A 17,597-nucleotide genomic window follows, 5' to 3' on the forward strand; every position below is an offset into this window, starting at 1 on the left:
AGGAAAGCGAACCGGGCGAGACGTCGCCGCTGCCCCATTCCCCTGGCGGGGACACGGAGCGGCAGCGGGCAAAGGCGGGCCGGCACCGGTCCGGCAGAAAATACGAGGGAGAACGCCATGAACTTCGCATTGACAGACGAACAGCAGATGATCGTCGACACGGTCCGCTCGTTCGTCGAGACCGAAATCTATCCGCACGAGGACGAAGTCGAGCGCACCGGTTTCGTGCCGCGGGAACTGGGCCAGGAAATCGCCCGAAAATGCAAGGAGATCGGGTTCTTCGGCTGCAACTTTCCGGAGGAAGTGGGCGGCGCCGGCCTCGACCACACCTCGTTCACGCTGGTCGAGCGCGAACTCGGCCGCGGCTCGATGGCGCTGACGGTGTTCTTTGGCCGCCCCTCCGGCATCCTGATGGGCTGCAACGCCGAGCAGCGCGAGAAGTACCTGATCCCGGCCGTGCGCGGCGACAAGTTCGACGCGCTCGCCATGACCGAGCCGGATGCCGGCTCGGACGTGCGCGGCATGAAGTGCTTCGCCCGCAAGGATGGCGACGACTGGATCGTCAACGGCACCAAGCACTTCATCAGCCACGCCGACATCGCCGACTTCGTCATCGTCTTCATCGCCACCGGCGAGGAGGAGACGCCGCGCGGCCCGAAGAAGAAGATCACCTGCTTCCTGGTGGACCGCGGCACCCCGGGCTTCGAGATCCGCGACGGCTACAACTCCGTCTCGCACCGCGGCTACAAGAACTGCATTCTCACCTTCGACGACTGCCGCCTGCCCTCCTCGCAGATCCTCGGCGAGGTCCACCGCGGCTTCGACGTCGCCAACGACTGGCTCTATGCGACGCGGCTCACGGTCGCCGCCACCTCCGTCGGCCGCGCCCGCCGCGCCTTCGACTACGCGCTCAACTACGCCGCCGAGCGCAAGCAGTTCGGCAAGCCGATCGGCGCCAACCAGGGCGTCTCCTTCAAGCTGGCCGACATGATCACCGAGATCGACGCCGCCGACCTCCTGACGCTGTCGGCCGCCTGGCGCCTCGACCAGGGCCTGCCGTCGAACCGCGAGATCGCCTCGGCCAAGGTCTATGCCACCGAGATGCTCGCCCGCGTCACCGACGAGGCGATCCAGATCTACGGCGGCATGGGCCTGATGGACGACCTGCCGCTCGCCCGCTTCTGGCGCGACGCCCGCGTCGAGCGGATCTGGGACGGCACCTCCGAGATCCAGCGGCACATCATCAGCCGCGATCTGCTGCGGCCCCTGGGAGCGTGATCCGGACATGACACGTTCCCTCGACCGCCTGATCCGGCCGCGCTCCATCGCCGTTTTCGGCGGCAAGGAGGCGGGCCGCGTCATCGAGCAATGCGACAAGATGGGCTTTTCCGGCGAGATCTGGCCGGTCCACCCCACCAGGGAAGAGATTCACGGCCGCCGCTGCTATCGCTCCGTCGCCGAGCTTCCCGGCGCGCCGGATGCCTCCTTCGTCGGCGTCAACCGCCAGCTCACCATCGAGATCATCCGTGATCTCGCCGCCCGCGGCGCGGGCGGCGCGGTCTGCTACGCCTCCGGCTTCCGCGAGGCGGTGACCGAGCTCGCCGATGGCGACGACCTGCAGAAGGCGCTGGTCGCGGCCGCCGGCGACATGCCGATCCTCGGCCCCAACTGCTACGGCTTCATCAACATGCTGGACGGGGCGTTGCTCTGGCCCGACCAGCACGGCATGGTGCGGGTCGAGCGGGGCGTGGCCATTCTCACGCAATCCTCCAACATTGCCTGCAACATCTCGATGCAGATGCGCGGCCTGCCGCTGGCCTACATCCTGACCGCCGGCAACCAGGCCCAGACCGGGCTCTGCGATCTTGCCTGCGCGGTGCTGGAAGATCCGCGCGTCACCGCCGTCGGCCTCCACATCGAGGGCTTCGACAGCATCGAATCGCTCGAACGACTGGCGCGCCGCGCGCGCGCGCTGAACAAGCCGGTGGTGACGCTCAAGGTCGGCAAGTCCGAACAGGCGCAGCTCGCGACGGTCTCGCACACCGCCTCGCTCGCGGGCAACGACGCCGTGTCAACGGCGCTGCTGTCGCGCCTCGGCATCGGCCGGGTCGAAACCCTGCCGGAGCTGCTGGAGACGCTGAAGCTCCTGCACCTGCACGGCCCGCTATCGAGCTTCGACATCTCCTCGATGAGCTGCTCCGGCGGCGAGGCCTCGCTGATGGCCGATGCCGGCGTCAAGCGCAGGACCGTCTACCGGGCGCTGCGCGACGACCAGCGCCAGCCGCTGCGCGAGAGCCTCGGGCAGATGGTGACGATCGCCAACCCGCTCGACTACCACACCTTCGTCTGGGGCAACCGCGACAAGCAGACCGCCGCCTTCTCCGCCATGATGCGGGGCGGCTACGCGCTGAACTTGATCGTGCTCGACTTTCCCCGCCAGGACCGCTGCGACGCCACCGACTGGGTGACCACCTGCCACGCCGTCATCGACGCCTCGCGGGCGACCGGCGCGGTCGCCGGCATCGTTGCCAGCATGGGCGAAAACCTGCCGGAGGAAACCGCACTGATGCTGATGGCGCACGGCGTCGTTCCCTTCATGGGGATCGAGGAAGCACTGGCGGCCGCCGAAGCGGCCGCGGCGATCGGCGCGAAGTGGGCCGAGCCGATGGCAGCGCCGCTGGTCAAGGTCGGTCCCGCCCCTGGCGAGGCCGTCACCCTCACCGAGCACGAGGCCAAGCGTGCGCTCGCGGACCACGGCCTGCCGGTGCCCGAGGGCCGCGTGGCCGAGACAGCCGAAGCGGCGGCGCAAGCGGCCGAGGCGCTCGGCTTCCCCGTCGTGCTCAAGGGACTCGGCGTGGCCCACAAGACCGAGGCAGGCGCGGTCAGGCTCAACCTGCAATCGCGCGGCGCGGTGCTGGAGGCGGCCGGGGCCATGGCGCATGTGGCCTCCGGCTATCTCGTCGAGAAAATGGTCGGCAGGCCGGTCGCCGAACTGATCGTCGGGGCGATGCGCGATCCGGTGGCCGGTCCGGTGCTGACCGTGGGCGCCGGCGGCGTTCTGGTGGAGCTGCTGGAGGACTCGGCCATCCTGACGCTGCCGACGGACGAGGCCACGATCCGCGCGGCGATATCGGGCCTGAAGGTTGCAAGGCTGCTCGCCGGTTACCGCGGCACCGCGCCCGGCGATATGGAGGCGCTCGTCGCCGCCGTCGCATCGGCGGCATCCTATGTCGTTTCAAACGCTTCAATTGTCGATGAACTCGATATCAATCCTATCATGGTGCTTCCGCAAGGCGACGGCGTCGTCGCAGCCGATGCCCTGATCCGTCTGAGGAAGTGAGCCCATGTCCGGACCGATCCAACAGCGCCGCGAAGGCGGCATCCTCGAAGTCACCATCGATCGCCCGAAAGCGAATGCGATCGATCTGGTGACCAGCCGCATCATGGGCGAAATCTTCCGCGACTTCCGCGACGACGACAGCCTGCGCGTCGCCATCATCACCGGCGCGGGCGAAAAATTCTTCTGTCCGGGATGGGACCTGAAGGCGGCGGCCGCGGGCGACGCGGTCGACGGCGACTACGGCGTCGGCGGCTTCGGCGGCATGCAGGAACTGCGTGACCTGAACAAGCCGATCATCGCCGCCATCAACGGCATCTGCTGCGGCGGCGGCCTCGAGATCGCGCTGTCGACCGACATGATCCTCGCCGCCGAGCACGCGACCTTCGCGCTGCCGGAAATCCGTTCCGGCACCGTCGCCGACGCCGCCTCGATCAAGCTGCCCAAGCGCATTCCCTACCACATCGCCATGGACATGCTGCTGACCGGCCGCTGGCTCGACGCGCAGGAGGCGCATCGCTGGGGTTTCGTCAACGAGATCCTGCCGGCCGAAAGGCTGATGGCGCGTGCGTGGGAGCTTGCCCGCCTGCTCGAGAGCGGCCCGCCGCTCGTCTATGCCGCGATCAAGGAGGTCGTGCGCGCGGCCGAGGGCGAAGCGTTCCAGACGACGATGAACAAGATCACCCGCCGGCAATTCAAGACGGTGGACATCCTCTATTCGAGTGAAGACCAGCTGGAGGGGGCCCGCGCCTTCGCCGAGAAACGCGATCCGGTGTGGAAGGGGCGGTAGCCCTGCCGCCGTCGCCGGGTTAAACTCCATAAGCACTGGCTTGTGGAAAAAACAGGAGATTTAGGGCGTTACATTCGCAGTGAATGTTTTAAGCTTATCAATAAGGAGCGCCATCCACGGCGTCAGGCAAGAGGAGCAACGACGGACGGGAAAACGAGCACCGACGGGTGCCAGTGCAGTCGACGCGCAGGACGCGGCACCAGACCAGATATTCTGCCAATCAAAACAACAGCGGCCGACACGGCCCAACAAGAGGGAACAGTGGAATGACGGACTTCAAGGACTATCTCGCACAGCAAGTCATGCTCGGCAAAATGAACCGGCGCGAGTTCATGGGCCGCGCAGCCGCCTTCGGCATTACGCTCGCCGCCGCTGGCACGATGTTCGAAACCGCCGCCAAGGCTCAGGAGCCCAAGCGGGGCGGCCATCTCAAACTCGGACTTGAAGGCGCGGCGGCAACCGATTCAAAAGACCCGGCAAAGGCCCTTTCCCAGTTCATGTTCGTTGTCGGCCGCAACTGGGGCGACATGCTGGTCGAATCGGACCCGTCCACCGGCGAGCCGGTTCCTGCGCTGGCCGAGTCCTGGGAGCCGTCGGCTGACGCCTCGACCTGGACCTTCACGATTCGCAAGGGCGTCAAGTTCCACGACGGCAAGGAACTGACCGTCGACGACGTGATCAAGACCCTGCAGCGCCACACCGACGAGAAGTCGGAATCGGGCGCGCTCGGCGTGATGAAGTCGATCAAGGAGATCAAGGCGGACGGCGACAAGCTTGTACTGGTGCTGACCGAAGGCAACGCCGACATGCCGTTGCTGCTGACCGACTACCACCTCGTCATCCAGCCGAACGGCGGTCTCGACGACCCGAACGCCATGATCGGCACCGGCCCGTACAAGGTCACGAGCTTCGAGCCGGGCGTTCGCGCCACCTTCGAGCGCTACGCCGACGACTGGCGCCAGGACCGCGGCTACGTCGATTCGGTCGAACTGATCGCCATGAACGACGCGACCGCGCGCATCGCCGCGCTGTCTTCCGGCCAGGTGCACTACATCAACCGCGTCGACCCGAAGACGGTCGACCTGCTGAAGCGTGCGCCGAACGTGGATATCCTCAACACCTCCGCCCGTGGCCACTACGTCTTCATCATGCATTGCGATACCGCGCCGTTCGACAACATCGACCTGCGGCTGGCACTGAAATACGCCATGGATCGCGAAACCATGGTGCAAAAGATCCTCGGCGGCTACGGCAAGGTCGGCAACGACTTTCCGATCAACTCCACCTACGCGCTCTTCCCGGAAGGCATCGAGCAGCGGGCCTATGATCCGGACAAGGCGGCCTTCCACTTCAAGAAGTCCGGTCACAGCGGCCCGGTCCTGCTGCGCACCTCCGACGTCGCCTTCCCCGGCGCCGTCGATGCCGCCGTCCTGTACCAGCAGAGCGCCAAGAAGGCGGGCATCGATATCGAGGTCAAGCGCGAGCCGGGCGACGGCTACTGGTCGAACGTCTGGAACGTGCAGCCGTTCTGCACCTCCTATTGGGGCGGCCGCCCGACCCAGGACCAGATGTACTCGACCGCCTACCTGTCGACGGCCGACTGGAACGACACCCGCTTCAAGCGCCCCGACTTCGACAAGCTCCTGCTCGAGGCCCGCTCCGAACTGGACGAGGCCAAGCGCAAGGAGATGTACCACACCATGGGCATGATGGTGCGGGACGAAGGCGGCCTGATCCTGCCGATGTTCAACGACTTCGTGAACGCGGCGTCCAAGCAGGTGAAGGGCTACGTCCACGATATCGGCAACGATATGTCGAACGGCTACGTCGCAACCCGCGTGTGGCTTGAATCCTGATGGCCGGCGGCGGATCGACGCGCGGTCCGGAACTGACGATATCGGGGGTTGCGGGTGAAAACCCGCAACCCGCCGGTGCGGGCGCCAGCGCGTCCGGCGAAGTTTCGGCCGCAGCCGGGCCTGCCGGCGACAACGGCGGCATCTCCCTTTGGGCGAAATTCACCCGCCACAACCCGCTCGTGGCCCTCGTCCTGCAGCGGCTCGCCCTCAGCGTGGCGTTGCTGTTTGCCGTTTCGCTCCTGATCTTCGGCGGCGTCGAAGCCTTGCCCGGCGATTTCGCGACCACCTATCTCGGCCAGTCGGCCACCCCTCAGGCGGTGGCGAACATCCGCAAGGATCTGGGGCTCGATCAACCCGCCACGACCCGCTACCTGCAATGGTTGGGTGGGGCGCTGCAGGGGGACTTCGGCAGCTCCTGGGCCTCCAGGAACTCCGTCAGCGAACAGATCGGCAAGCGGCTCGGCAATTCGCTGTTCCTCGCCTTCTTTGCGGCCGCCATCTCCATTCCGCTGGCGATCGGCCTTGGCATGCTCGCCGTCCACTTTCGCGACCGGTTCGTAGACAAGGCCATCAACGTGATCTCGCTGGCGGCGATCTCCCTGCCGGAGTTCTTCATCGGCTACCTGCTGATCATGTTCTTCGCCGTCCAACTCGGCATCGCCACCTTCCCGGCGACGGTCTACGACACGATGACGCTGGGAGACCGGCTTTCGGCGATCGCCCTTCCGACGGCAACGCTGGTGCTGGTCGTGCTGGCGCACATGATGCGCATGACCCGGGCCGCCATCCTCAACGTCATGTCGTCCGCCTATGTCGAGACCGCGGAACTGAAGGGCCTCAGCGGCCTGCGCATCATCGCCAAGCACGCCGCGCCCAACGCGGTCGCCCCGGTGGTCAACGTGATCGCGCTCAACCTCGCCTATCTTGTCGTCGGCGTCGTCGTCGTGGAGGTCGTGTTCGTCTATCCCGGCATGGGCCAGTACATGGTCGATGCGGTGACGGTGCGCGACATGCCGGTGGTACAGGCCTGCGGCCTGATCTTCGCCGCGCTCTACATCTTCCTCAACATGATGGCCGACATCATCGCGATCGTCGCCAACCCGAGACTGAGGCACCCGCGATGAGGCTGAACACCATCCCCGTAAGCGCGTGGGTCGGCATGACCGGGATCGCGATCGCGATCATCTGTGCCGTCTTCGCCCCCTGGCTCGCCCCCCACGGCGAAAGCGAAATCGTCGGCGACATCTGGATGCCGATGGGAGGCGAGTTCCTGCTCGGCACCGACAATCTCGGACGCGACCTGCTCTCGCGGCTGATCTACGGTTCCCGCACCACCATTTTCGTGGCGCTGGCGGCGACCGTCCTGTCGTTCTCGCTCGGCATGCTGCTGTCGTTCACGGCCGCGGTCACCGGCGGCCTCGTCGACCAGGCCTTCTCCCGCTTCAACGACCTGATGATGGCGATCCCGACGCTGATCTTCGCCCTCGTCGTGCTGGCGGTGTTGCCGCAGGCACTGTGGATCCTGATCGTCGTCATGGCCGTGCTCGACTCCACCCGCGTCTTCCGCATCGGCCGCGCCGTCGCGCTCGACGTGGCGGTGATGGAGTTCGTGGAGGCCGCGCGGCTGCGCGGCGAAGGCACCGGCTGGATCATCTTCCGCGAGATCCTGCCCAATACGCTGTCGCCGCTGCTGGCGGAATTCGGCCTGCGCTTCGCCTTCTCGATCCTGTTCCTCTCCACCCTCTCCTTCCTCGGCCTCGGCATCCAGCCGCCGGCGGCGGATTGGGGCGGCATGGTCAAGGACAACAAGGACGGCATCATCTTCGGCATATCCGCGGCCCTCGTTCCGGGTGCGGCCATCGCCGGCCTGACCGTCTGCATCAACCTTGTGGTCGACTGGCTGATGAAACGCACCTCGAGCCTGAAGGGAGGGCGCGGCGATGCCTGATCTGCTTTCCGTCCGCAACCTGAAGATCGAGGCGACCAGCTATCCTCCGGGTGAGCCGCCGAAAACCGTCACCCTGGTCGAGGGCGTCTCGTTCGACGTCGAAAAGGGCAAGGTGCTCGGCCTGATCGGCGAGTCCGGCGCCGGCAAGTCGACGATCGGGCTCACCGCCCTCGCCTATGGCCGTGGCGGCGTGCGCATCACCGGCGGCGAGGTGAAGCTGAACGGCCAGGACCTGCTGAAGCTCGGCCCCGCCGGCATCCGGCAGGTACGCGGCAGCAAGGTGTGCTATGTCGCCCAGTCGGCGGCGGCGGCCTTCAATCCTGCCCACCGCCTTGGCGACCAAGTCATCGAGGCCGCGCTGAAGCACGGCGTCATGTCCAGGAGCGAGGCCGAGAAACGGGCCGTCTACCTGTTCCGCGTGCTCGGCCTGCCGAATCCGGAGACCTTTGGCGAGCGCTACCCGCACCAGGTGTCGGGCGGCCAGCTCCAGCGCGCCATGACGGCGATGGCGCTGTGCCCGAACCCCGAACTGATCGTGTTCGACGAGCCGACGACCGCGCTCGACGTGACGACCCAGATCGACGTGCTGGCGGCGATCAAGCACGCGATCGAGGAGACCCACACCGCCGCGATCTACATCACCCACGACCTGGCCGTCGTCGCCCAGATCACCGACGACATCCTCGTGCTCCGGCACGGCAAGATGGTCGAATACGGATCGGTGAAGCAGATCATCGAGGCGCCGACGCAGGACTATACCCGCGCGCTCGTCAATGTCCGCGGAGCCCGGCGCGAGGAGGCGGCGGACCAGTCCGACACGCTGCTCAAGGTCGAGCACGTCACCGCCGGTTACCCCAACGGCTTCAAGGTGCTGCACGATGTTTCGCTGCACCTGCCGAAGGGCCAGACACTCGCGATCGTCGGCGAGAGCGGATCGGGCAAGTCGACGCTCGCCCGCGTCATCACCGGCCTCCTGCCGCCCCTGGCGGGCACGGTAGCCTTCGAGGGCAAACCGCTGCCACCGGCGCTCAAGGGGCGCTCGCGCGACGAGTTGCGACGGATCCAGATGATCTACCAGATGGCGGACACGGCGATGAATCCGCGCCAGACGGTGCGCGACATCATCGGACGGCCGCTCAGCTTCTACTACGGCATGCACGGCCAGCAGAAGACGGCACGGGTAAAGGAACTGCTCGACCAGATCGAGATGGGCGAGATGTTCCTCGACCGCTACCCGGCAGAGCTCTCCGGCGGTCAGAAGCAGCGTGTCGCCATCGCCCGGGCGCTGGCGGCCAAGCCGGAGCTGATTCTCTGCGACGAGCCGACCTCGGCGCTCGATCCGCTGGTCGCCGAGGGGATCCTGAAGCTGCTGATGAAACTGCAGGACGCAACGCACGTCTCCTACATGTTCATCACCCACGACATCGCCATCGTCCGCGCCATCGCCGATTCCGTCGCCGTGATGCACCGCGGTCGCCTCGTCCGCTTCGGCCCCAAGTCGAAGGTGCTGTCGCCGCCGTTCGACGACTATACCGATCTGCTGCTGAAATCCGTGCCCGAAATGGAGATTGGCTGGCTCGAGAACGTGCTGAAGACCCGGCGCATGGAAAGCGCGGGGAACTGAGCACGGCCTGAACCTGGCCGGGGCGGCGACGCCCCGGCACCATCCGCCTTGTCCGGATCCCGGAGGACCGATGAACGAACAGCCCGGCGCTGCGCAGACGCTGCGTATCCCGACCTTCAGCGACGTCAGGGCGGCGGCGGACCGCATCGCCGGAGCCGCCCACCGCACGCCGGTGCTGACCTCACGCACGGCCAATGCGCGGGCCGGCGCCACGCTGTTCTTCAAGGCCGAAAACCTGCAGCGCGGCGGCGCGTTCAAGTTCCGCGGCGCCTACAACGCCATCGCCGCGCTCGAGCCCGGCGCCCGGAAAGGCGGCATCGTCACCTACTCGTCGGGCAACCATGCCCAGGCGATCGCCTACGCCGCCGGCCTGCAGGGCGTGGCCGCGACGATCGTCATGCCGCGCGACGCCCCGGCGATCAAGGTCGAAGCGACGCGCGGATACGGCGCGGAGATTGTCTTTTACGACCGCTACGGCGAAGACCGCGCCGAGATCGGCGCCCGCATTGCCGCCGAACGGGGCGCCACCCTGATCCCGCCCTACGATCATCCGGAGGTGATCGCCGGACAGGGCACGGCGGCGCTCGAACTGATCGAGCAGGTCGGCGAGATCGACGTCCTCGTCATCCCGCTCGGCGGCGGCGGCCTTCTGGCGGGATGCGCTCTCGCAGCGCGGGCATTGTTGCCCGGCTGCGTCGTGTTCGGCGTCGAGCCCGAGGCCGGCAACGACGGACAGCAGTCGCTGCGCAAGGGCGAGGTCGTGCACATCCCGGTGCCGAAGTCGATCGCCGACGGCGCGCTGTCCACCCATATCGGCTATCACAGCCTTCCCATCATGCAGCGCAACGTCGACGACATCGTCACCGCCACCGATGCGCAACTGGTCGATGCGATCCGCTTCTTCGCGGAACGGATGAAGGTCATCGTCGAGCCGACCGGCTGCCTTGCCGCGGCGGCGGTGTTCAACGGCGCGATCTCCTGCGTCGGCAAGCGCGTCGGGGTCATCCTCAGCGGCGGCAATATCGATCTTGCGGCCTTCGGCGCGATGATGGCTGGAAAGTAGCGTCCGGAAGGGGACGCAGGCAGGAAACGGACTGAAGACGATGCCAGAACGCAATTTCACCGTCATCGAAAACGAATGGATCACGCTGGCGGACGGGACCCGGCTCGCCGCACGCATCTGGATGCCCGACGGCACGGACGCCGATCCGGTTCCGGCCGTGTTCGAGTTCCTTCCCTATCGCAAGCGCGACGGAACCTGTGCGCGCGACGAATCCACCTACCCGGTGTTTGCCGCCGCGGGCATTGCCGGCGTGCGCGTCGACATTCGCGGCTCGGGCGAATCCGAGGGGGTGATCGACGGCGAGTACACCCCATTGGAGTTGGCCAATGCCTGCGAGGTGATCGCCTGGATCGCCGCCCAGCCCTGGTCGAACGGCAATGTGGGAATGATGGGCATCTCATGGGGCGGCTTCAACTGCCTCCAGGTCGCGGCCCTCGGGCCGCCGGCGCTGAAGGCGGTGATCTCGATCGCCTCGACGGTCGACCGCTACAATGACGACATCCACTACAAGAACGGCACGCACCTGTCGGCGCAGCTCTCCTGGGCGGCGACCATGCTGGCCTACCAGTCCCGTGCGCCCGATCCGGACATCGTCGGCGAACGCTGGAAGGACATGTGGCTGGAGCGGCTGCAGAACGAGCCCTTCTTCATGGAGGAGTGGCTGCAGCACCAGCGCCGCGACGCGTTCTGGCGGCACGGTTCGATCAGCGAGGACTTCGCGGGCTTTCCGGTGCCGGCGCTCGTCATTGCCGGCTGGGCCGACGGTTACCGAAACACGCCGTTGAAGGCGGTCGAAGGCCTCGGTCCGAAGGCCAAGGCGCTTATCGGCCCGTGGGTCCATAAATACCCGCATTTCGCCTGGCCGAAGCCGCGCATGGACTTCCATGGCGAGGCGATCGCCTGGTGGAATCGCTGGCTGCGCGGCGAGGACAACGGCGCCGAGCACTGGCCGCAGGTGCGCGCCTATATCCAGGATCGCCCGAAGCCGGCGCTGCGGCGCGAATTCGATCCTGGCGCCTGGATCGCGAAGGACACGTGGGCGGCGCCGGAGATGGAGTGCTTCTATGCCGAGCAGTTCGGCACGCTCGCGCCCGGCATGGCGATCGCCGGCGCGAGCAACCACGACCACTACCTGCGCTCTCCGCTCGACACCGGCACGATGGCCGGAGAATGGTTCACGCTCAAGCCGGATGCCGAGATGGCGCTCGACCAGCGCCTGGACGACGCCGGCTCGCTGGTGCTGGAGACGCCGCCCTTGACCGAGGCGCGCGACTATCTCGGCCAGCCGGTGCTCGATCTCGAGGTTGCCTGCGACGACGGCGTCGCCAACCTCTGCGCTCGCCTTGTCGATGTCCAGCCCGACGGCACCGCGACCCGCGTCACCTTCGGCGTGCTGAACCTCGCCCACCGCGATGGCAACGCCGAACCGAAGCCCATGCCCAGGGGCGAAAAGACTCGGATCCGCCTGGTCCTCGACGCGATGGGTTACCGGTTCGGCGTCGGCCACCGCATCCGCCTGTCGCTGTCGACCGCGTACTGGCCGATGCTGCTCCCGCCGCCGACCGACCCCGGGCTGACGGTCGACCTCGCCGCGCTGGGCCTCGCCCTGCCGAAGCTGGGCGCGCACGAGCCGATCTCGCTGGCCGAGCCTGCCGATCCCGATCCGCTGCCGCGCTATCGCCAGCTGTCGAAGGCAAGGACCGCCCGCGACGTCCGGCGCGACCTGACGAACGGCCGGACGGCGTATTCCATCCACGAGGACAGCGGGCTGCACGAACATCCCGGCACCGGCCTTGCGACGCGCGAGGTGCGCGAGGAACTCTGGTCGATCGCCGATGGCAACCCGCTGTCGGCGACGGGCACGGCAAGCTGGATTTGCGACATGCAGCGGAAGGGGTGGTCCGTCCGGACGATCTCTTCCGCATCGATTGCCTGCACGGCGACCGACTGGCTGATCTCGGGCAGGGTTCAAGCCTTCGAAGGGGAGACGCAGGTCTTCGAGAAGAGCTTCGACAAGACCATCCCGCGCGACCACATGTAAGGCCCCCATCCCGCGCCGGCCCGCCGCGGCGACGAACCGGCGCGGCACCGGACGGCCTTCACGATATTGGCCCGTGCGACCACGAAAACGTGTTTGCCCGTGCGCACACTCTTCGCCCTCGCGCCGCCGGATCGCCACTTTTGCCGACCACGGTACAGGGCGATTCGGGTGGTTCGTGTCACGACCTTCCGGCAATGTCCACGTCAGACGGCGACGATGCGCCTTCGGGATCGGTTCCCGCAGGCCCGGCTTCGCATCGCAACGGCTCCGTTCAGGGAGCACCGGTCGCGGCCGTCCGAACGCGCAATTCGAACCCCGGAGGCCTTTGGGCGATCCGGCGTTCCAAGGAGAGCATGATGACCCTGCTGCAGCCCGCGGCCCCGTCTGCGGAAAACGTTCTGTACCTGGAGCGGCGCTTCGACGCGCCGCCGACGGTCGTGTTTCGGCTGTGGGCCGCCCCTGCCCCCCTCTCCCAATGGTGGGGTCCGCGTGACCACTACGCCCACACCGTGGAGGTCGACTTTCGTCCGGGCGGTTCCTGGCGCACGGTGGTCCGCTCCCCGCTGGGCGAGGACTCCGTCATGGCGGGGCGCTATCGCGAGATCGTCGACGGCCAGCGCATCGTTTTCAGCTTCGGCCTGGAGGGTGACGGGCGCGACACCCTGGTGACGGCCACCTTCGAAGACGTCAGGGGCACGACGCGACTCGGCTTCCAGCAATATCCCCTCGCCAGCCTTGCTGAACTGGAAGCGAACGAGGCGACCTGGGGCGAGTGCTTCGACAGGCTCGAATCCTACCTGCTGCGGGAACACTGGGACAACCGCTGAAGGCGGTGCCGGCGTCGTTCACCGCGGCGTGCGCTGCGTCGAAAGCGCGAGCAGCGCCGCCAGGGCCCGGTCGGCAGCGTCCGCAGGAACGAAGACATGATCGTGGTGGAAGGCGGCGACCACATTGGCGCTGATCCCCACGCGCGTCAGCGCCGTCGCCACGGCGGCGGTCAGACCGACCGCGGCAAGCGAGGAATGCACGGTCAGGGTGATCATCCTGAGCGGTGCGCTCGCGGCAAGTCCGTGTGCTGCGGCTGTTGCCTCGGGAAGGATCAGCGTCAGGCCTTCCGCCTCTGCAAAGGTGCCGAGCGGCCGCAGGTGGTGGTATTGCTCTGCCTCCGCATGCGGCACGGTGCTGTAGACGAACGTGCCGCCGCGCAGTTCCGGCCGCATCTCCGCCAGCAGGCGGTCAAGGTCGGTGATGCCGCTCACCGCACCGCTGCCCCGGCAAACCGGTTGACGGCGCCGCACAATGCCGAGAAGCCCGCGCGCGCGCCCTCGCTCATGTTGCGGGCGCGCAGCCAGGCATGAATCATCTGCGGCTCTTCCCGGAACCAGACCTCGACGCCTGCCTCCGCCAGCCGGGCGGCATAGCGGCGCGCGTCGTCGCGCAACGGGTCGAAGTGGGCGGCGGTGATGTAGCACGGCGGCAGGCCGGAAAGATCGGGGTGCGCAAGCGGGAAGGCATAGGGATTGCCGGACGGCGCCTGGTAGATGTCCCGGTAGTAGGCCACGTCCGCCGTCGCCAGCCCCGGTGCGGCGGCCATGTCGACGAAGGAGCCGACCGTCAGGTCCCCGCCGAGGCCGGGATAGACGAGCGCCTGGCCGGCAATGCCGTCCACTCGCTCGTCACGGGCTTTCAGCACGATTCCGGCGGCGAGATTGCCGCCGGCGCTGTCGCCGATGACGACGACGGGGCCCCGGCCCCGCAACAGGTAGCTGAGCACGTCCCAACAATCATCGAAGGCGGCCGGCCAGACATGCTCGGGCGACAGCCGGTAGTCGATCGAAACCAGCTCCGCGCCGGCGTTGTCGGCAATCTCCGCGCAGACTGCGTCGTGGCTTTGCAGCGAGCCGACGACGAAACCCCCGCCGTGAATGTAGTAGAGGCGCGTCTGTGTCACGACCTTGGCCGGTCGGTAGCGCCGGATCGGAATCCGACCGTGCACCAGCGTGTCCTCCGTCGTCATGCCCGCCGGCGCAGGTGAATCGAACTGCGCGCAGAGGGCGTCGTACCACTGGCGCTGCTGGGCGATCGGCGCCTCGGTCGCGTCCGCCGGGTAGAACTCTTCGCACAGCCTGTGAAACGCAAGGATCCCGGGTTCAGTCGGCATTGGCTTCGGTGTTTCGGCGGTCATGCGTACTCCCGGTTGCGTGACGAGATGGCCGCTCAGGCCGAACGGGTCGGTCGCTGGGCGCGCAGATCAATATATGTCCGAACGCGCGCCAGAATCCCATTGCCTTTTTCGAAGGCGAGCCACGCCAGCACACGCCCCTGCAGCCTCCACGCCGCAAGGCCGAGGCCGACGCCGCCGACGATCGCCAGCAACGAGTACACGCCCGATGGGACCGCGGCCGCGATCGGCGCCATGACCAGTTCCGGAACGAATCGATGGAGGACATAGATGTGGAAGCTTGCCGCCGAGACCGGCAACACGGCCGCCTTCAGCCACAACGGCATCGGCACCCGCAGGCAGAACAACAGCCCGAACAGCACCGCGATCTGCAGCAGGTACTTGACGCGCGTGCCGATCCACACGCCTTCGTAAGCGAAGAAGGTGAACACGGCGACGGCGATCGCCGCGAGCGCGAGCTTGCGCCGGAGCGTGCCGGCAAACGCTGCCGTCCAGCCGAACGCGGCCAGATAGAAGATCCAAGGCAGCGTGAAGATCTGCCGGTTGCCCATCTCGAGGAGCGGCACCAGCAGCCGCGCGGCTAGCGCCAGCGCCAGGAACGCCAGGCCGGCGACATACGGGTCGGACGCGGTGAAGCGCCGGACGGCGGGAACGGAAAACAGCGCCGCCACCACCAGCAGCATCTGGCAGAAGGCCTCGATGAACCAGTAGAGATACGGCACCATGTCGTGACGGACCGGGTCGGCGAAGCCGAAATTGCCGAGCAGCAACACCGAAGCCCAGGGAACCTCGCCCCATGCGACGGCATAGGAAGCGACGATGAGGTAGTAGGGAACGAGCGCCGGCAAGGCGAGCCGCAGCACCCGCGCTACGTCGCCGGCCATCAGTGCGCCGGCCTGGAAGCGCGCGAGCCCGAAACCGACCAGCACGACCATGGCCGCCGATCCGCCCGGCACCGGCCACAGCGTCTGGTGCTGGACGACGACGAGCACGATCGCCAGCGCCCGGATCAGAAGGTCGACACCGATGGCGGGCGACGGGTCTCCGGGCCGGAGCGTGCCGAGTTGGTTAAGGCTCATGGTCTCCCACTTCGCCGGCGGCTCGCCGAGGATCCGCTCCAGCGCCAGCGAGAGCTGGACGTAGCGCAGAGAGTCGCCGCCAAGCGAAACGAAGCTGTCCTGCGGGCCGGCCTTGCGCGGGTAGAACACCTGGTCGAAGGCTTCGCGGACGCTGGCGGCCTCCCGCTCGCCGCCGGTCCGGCTCGCGCCGAGCCGGGTCTTGAGGGCGCCATAGTCGAGCTTGCCGGAGGCCAGCCTCGGCAGGGAATCCACGGGCGTCGCCTCGACCTGCAGCAGCGTCAGCCCGCCGGCAGCGGCGAGCGCCTTTCGGACCGCGTCGCGGCCGTGGGCGCCGACATAGAAGGCATGGACCCGCTCGTCGTCGCCGACGACCGCGGACCTGATGCCCTGTCGCCCGAGTTGCTCTTCCAGCATGTCGTGGCCGATGCGGCGACCGGCCAGCTTGGATATCCGCTTGATCCGTCCGGTGATGCGATAGAGCCCGTTCTCGTCGACGGTCGCGAGATCGCCGGTGCGGAGCGCCGGGACCTGCGGCCCGGTGGCGAGATCCGCGCGCGACGCCGCGTAACCCATCATGACGTTGGGGCCGCGATAGACCAGTTCGCCAACCTCTCCCGGGCGGGTCAGCTTCTCGCCGGTTTCGCTCTCGAGGGACAGCGTGCCGCCCGGGATGGCGATGCCGATGCGATCCTCGTTGCCGTCCAGTTGCCCGGGCGGCACGTAGGCGATGCGCGCGGTGGCCTCCGTCTGCCCGTACATGGCGAAGAAAGCGCCGCCCCGCGCGCGCATGTGGCCGTTGTAGAGGCCCACCGTCTCGGGCGCGAGCCGGCCGCCGGCCACGGTCATCAGCCGGAGCGAGGGCAAGCGAATCTGGCGAAAGCCGATCCCCTCCAGCAACTCGTAGGAGTAGGGTACGCCGGAGAAATTGGTGCATTCCTGCGCCGCGAGCCCCTCGGCGAACGCCTCGTCGAGGATCGAGCATTGCGGCAGGAACAGGCTGGCGCCCACGTGGAGATGCGAGTGCAGCACCGAGAGTCCGTAGGAATAGTGCAGCGGCAGCACCAGGCAGCCGCGGTCGGCGCTGCCAAGGCCGAGATAGTGCGCGATCGCCCCGGCATTCGCATCGACCGCGGCCCGCGACAGGCGCACGGCCTTGGCCCCGCCCGTGCTGCCGGAAGTCTGAAGCAGCAGCGCCAGCTCCGGATGCAGCGCGCCTCGCGCCGCACCCGGTTCGGGCCTCGTTTCGGTCACCGTCCAGCGCGCTCCAACCCTGCGGCATAGGATGTCCGGTTGGAACCGCAACTCGAACGCCTCGTCATGGCCACCGCAGGGAGCCGGCGGCAGCATGGCGACGGTGTGCCCCATCGCCGACGCGGCGAGGTAGGTGGTGATGGCGTGTTCCGTATGCTCCGCCGCGATCGCCACCAGCTTCTTGCCGCCCTCGAACGCCTGGGACCTGCGGGCTATTCCCGCCGCCAGACTCGCATAGCTGACCGCCGGCCTGCCCGGAAAAACTAGAGCCGGCGCGTCACCGCGCTCGGCGAAGACGGACGTGAGATTTCGGGACATGGTGTTGCTGCCTGCCGGAACTGCCTGAGGACGGCAGCGCTATGCATATGCTGATACAAAAAATCAAGATTAACTTCGCCACAGCCCCCGCGAGCCGGGTCACCGTCC

At 67.4% G+C, this 17,597-nt stretch carries 13 protein-coding genes; 10 read left to right on the plus strand and 3 right to left on the minus strand.

What is annotated here, in order from left to right:
* Positions 1-117: 117 nt before the first annotated feature.
* From ACXAGF_RS12490 to ACXAGF_RS12535, 10 genes are all read left to right on the plus strand, one after another.
* Complete coding sequence (locus ACXAGF_RS12490) at positions 118-1,278, plus strand: acyl-CoA dehydrogenase family protein (RefSeq protein ID WP_475017483.1); 1,161 nt, start codon at positions 118-120, stop codon at positions 1,276-1,278.
* Between the two features lie 7 nt (positions 1,279-1,285).
* Positions 1,286-3,340: an acetate--CoA ligase family protein gene (locus tag ACXAGF_RS12495; protein ID WP_475017484.1), complete on the plus strand. Its 2,055-nt coding sequence runs from the start codon at positions 1,286-1,288 to the stop codon at positions 3,338-3,340.
* Positions 3,341-3,344: 4 nt separating this feature from the next.
* Positions 3,345-4,127 (plus strand): carnitinyl-CoA dehydratase, encoded by a 783-nt coding sequence (locus tag ACXAGF_RS12500; RefSeq protein ID WP_475017485.1) that lies wholly within the window; start codon positions 3,345-3,347, stop codon positions 4,125-4,127.
* A gap of 266 nt (positions 4,128-4,393) precedes the next feature.
* Positions 4,394-5,983 (plus strand): ABC transporter substrate-binding protein, encoded by a 1,590-nt coding sequence (locus ACXAGF_RS12505; RefSeq protein WP_475017486.1) that lies wholly within the window; start codon positions 4,394-4,396, stop codon positions 5,981-5,983.
* A complete protein-coding gene (locus tag ACXAGF_RS12510) occupies positions 5,983-7,107 on the plus strand; it encodes an ABC transporter permease (RefSeq protein ID WP_475017487.1) in 1,125 nt (374 codons plus the stop codon). The genes ACXAGF_RS12505 and ACXAGF_RS12510 overlap by 1 nt, the downstream gene beginning before the upstream one ends.
* Complete coding sequence (locus tag ACXAGF_RS12515; protein ID WP_475017488.1) at positions 7,104-7,931, plus strand: ABC transporter permease; 828 nt, start codon at positions 7,104-7,106, stop codon at positions 7,929-7,931. The genes ACXAGF_RS12510 and ACXAGF_RS12515 overlap by 4 nt, the downstream gene beginning before the upstream one ends.
* Positions 7,924-9,555 carry an ABC transporter ATP-binding protein gene (locus tag ACXAGF_RS12520; protein ID WP_475017489.1) on the plus strand — a complete coding sequence of 544 codons (1,632 nt, stop codon included), beginning with the start codon at positions 7,924-7,926 and terminating at the stop codon, positions 9,553-9,555. The genes ACXAGF_RS12515 and ACXAGF_RS12520 overlap by 8 nt, the downstream gene beginning before the upstream one ends.
* A 70-nt stretch (positions 9,556-9,625) precedes the next feature.
* Positions 9,626-10,618, plus strand: coding sequence for a threo-3-hydroxy-L-aspartate ammonia-lyase (locus ACXAGF_RS12525; RefSeq protein ID WP_475017490.1), 993 nt, complete (start codon positions 9,626-9,628; stop codon positions 10,616-10,618).
* Positions 10,619-10,658: 40 nt separating this feature from the next.
* On the plus strand, positions 10,659-12,659 hold the full coding sequence (locus tag ACXAGF_RS12530) for a CocE/NonD family hydrolase (RefSeq protein WP_475017492.1): 2,001 nt from the start codon (positions 10,659-10,661) through the stop codon (positions 12,657-12,659).
* A 353-nt stretch (positions 12,660-13,012) separates the two neighbouring features.
* Entirely contained in the window at positions 13,013-13,486 is a 474-nt protein-coding gene (locus ACXAGF_RS12535; RefSeq protein ID WP_475017493.1) for an SRPBCC family protein, read from the plus strand.
* Positions 13,487-13,504: 18 nt separating this feature from the next.
* Here ACXAGF_RS12535 and ACXAGF_RS12540 read toward each other — a convergent pair whose 3' ends face one another.
* From ACXAGF_RS12540 to ACXAGF_RS12550, 3 genes are read right to left on the minus strand one after another with little or no spacing between them, the layout of a single operon-like run.
* Complete coding sequence (locus ACXAGF_RS12540) at positions 13,505-13,918, minus strand: ACT domain-containing protein (protein WP_475017495.1); 414 nt, start codon at positions 13,916-13,918, stop codon at positions 13,505-13,507.
* Positions 13,915-14,844 carry an alpha/beta hydrolase gene (locus ACXAGF_RS12545; RefSeq protein ID WP_475017496.1) on the minus strand — a complete coding sequence of 310 codons (930 nt, stop codon included), beginning with the start codon at positions 14,842-14,844 and terminating at the stop codon, positions 13,915-13,917. Before ACXAGF_RS12545 ends, ACXAGF_RS12540 begins: the two co-directional genes overlap by 4 nt.
* Positions 14,845-14,876: 32 nt before the next feature.
* Positions 14,877-17,489, minus strand: coding sequence for an AMP-binding protein (locus ACXAGF_RS12550; RefSeq protein WP_475017497.1), 2,613 nt, complete (start codon positions 17,487-17,489; stop codon positions 14,877-14,879).
* Positions 17,490-17,597: the final 108 nt, after the last annotated feature.

It is taken from the genome of Mycoplana sp. ABR4_002, from assembly GCF_056159645.1.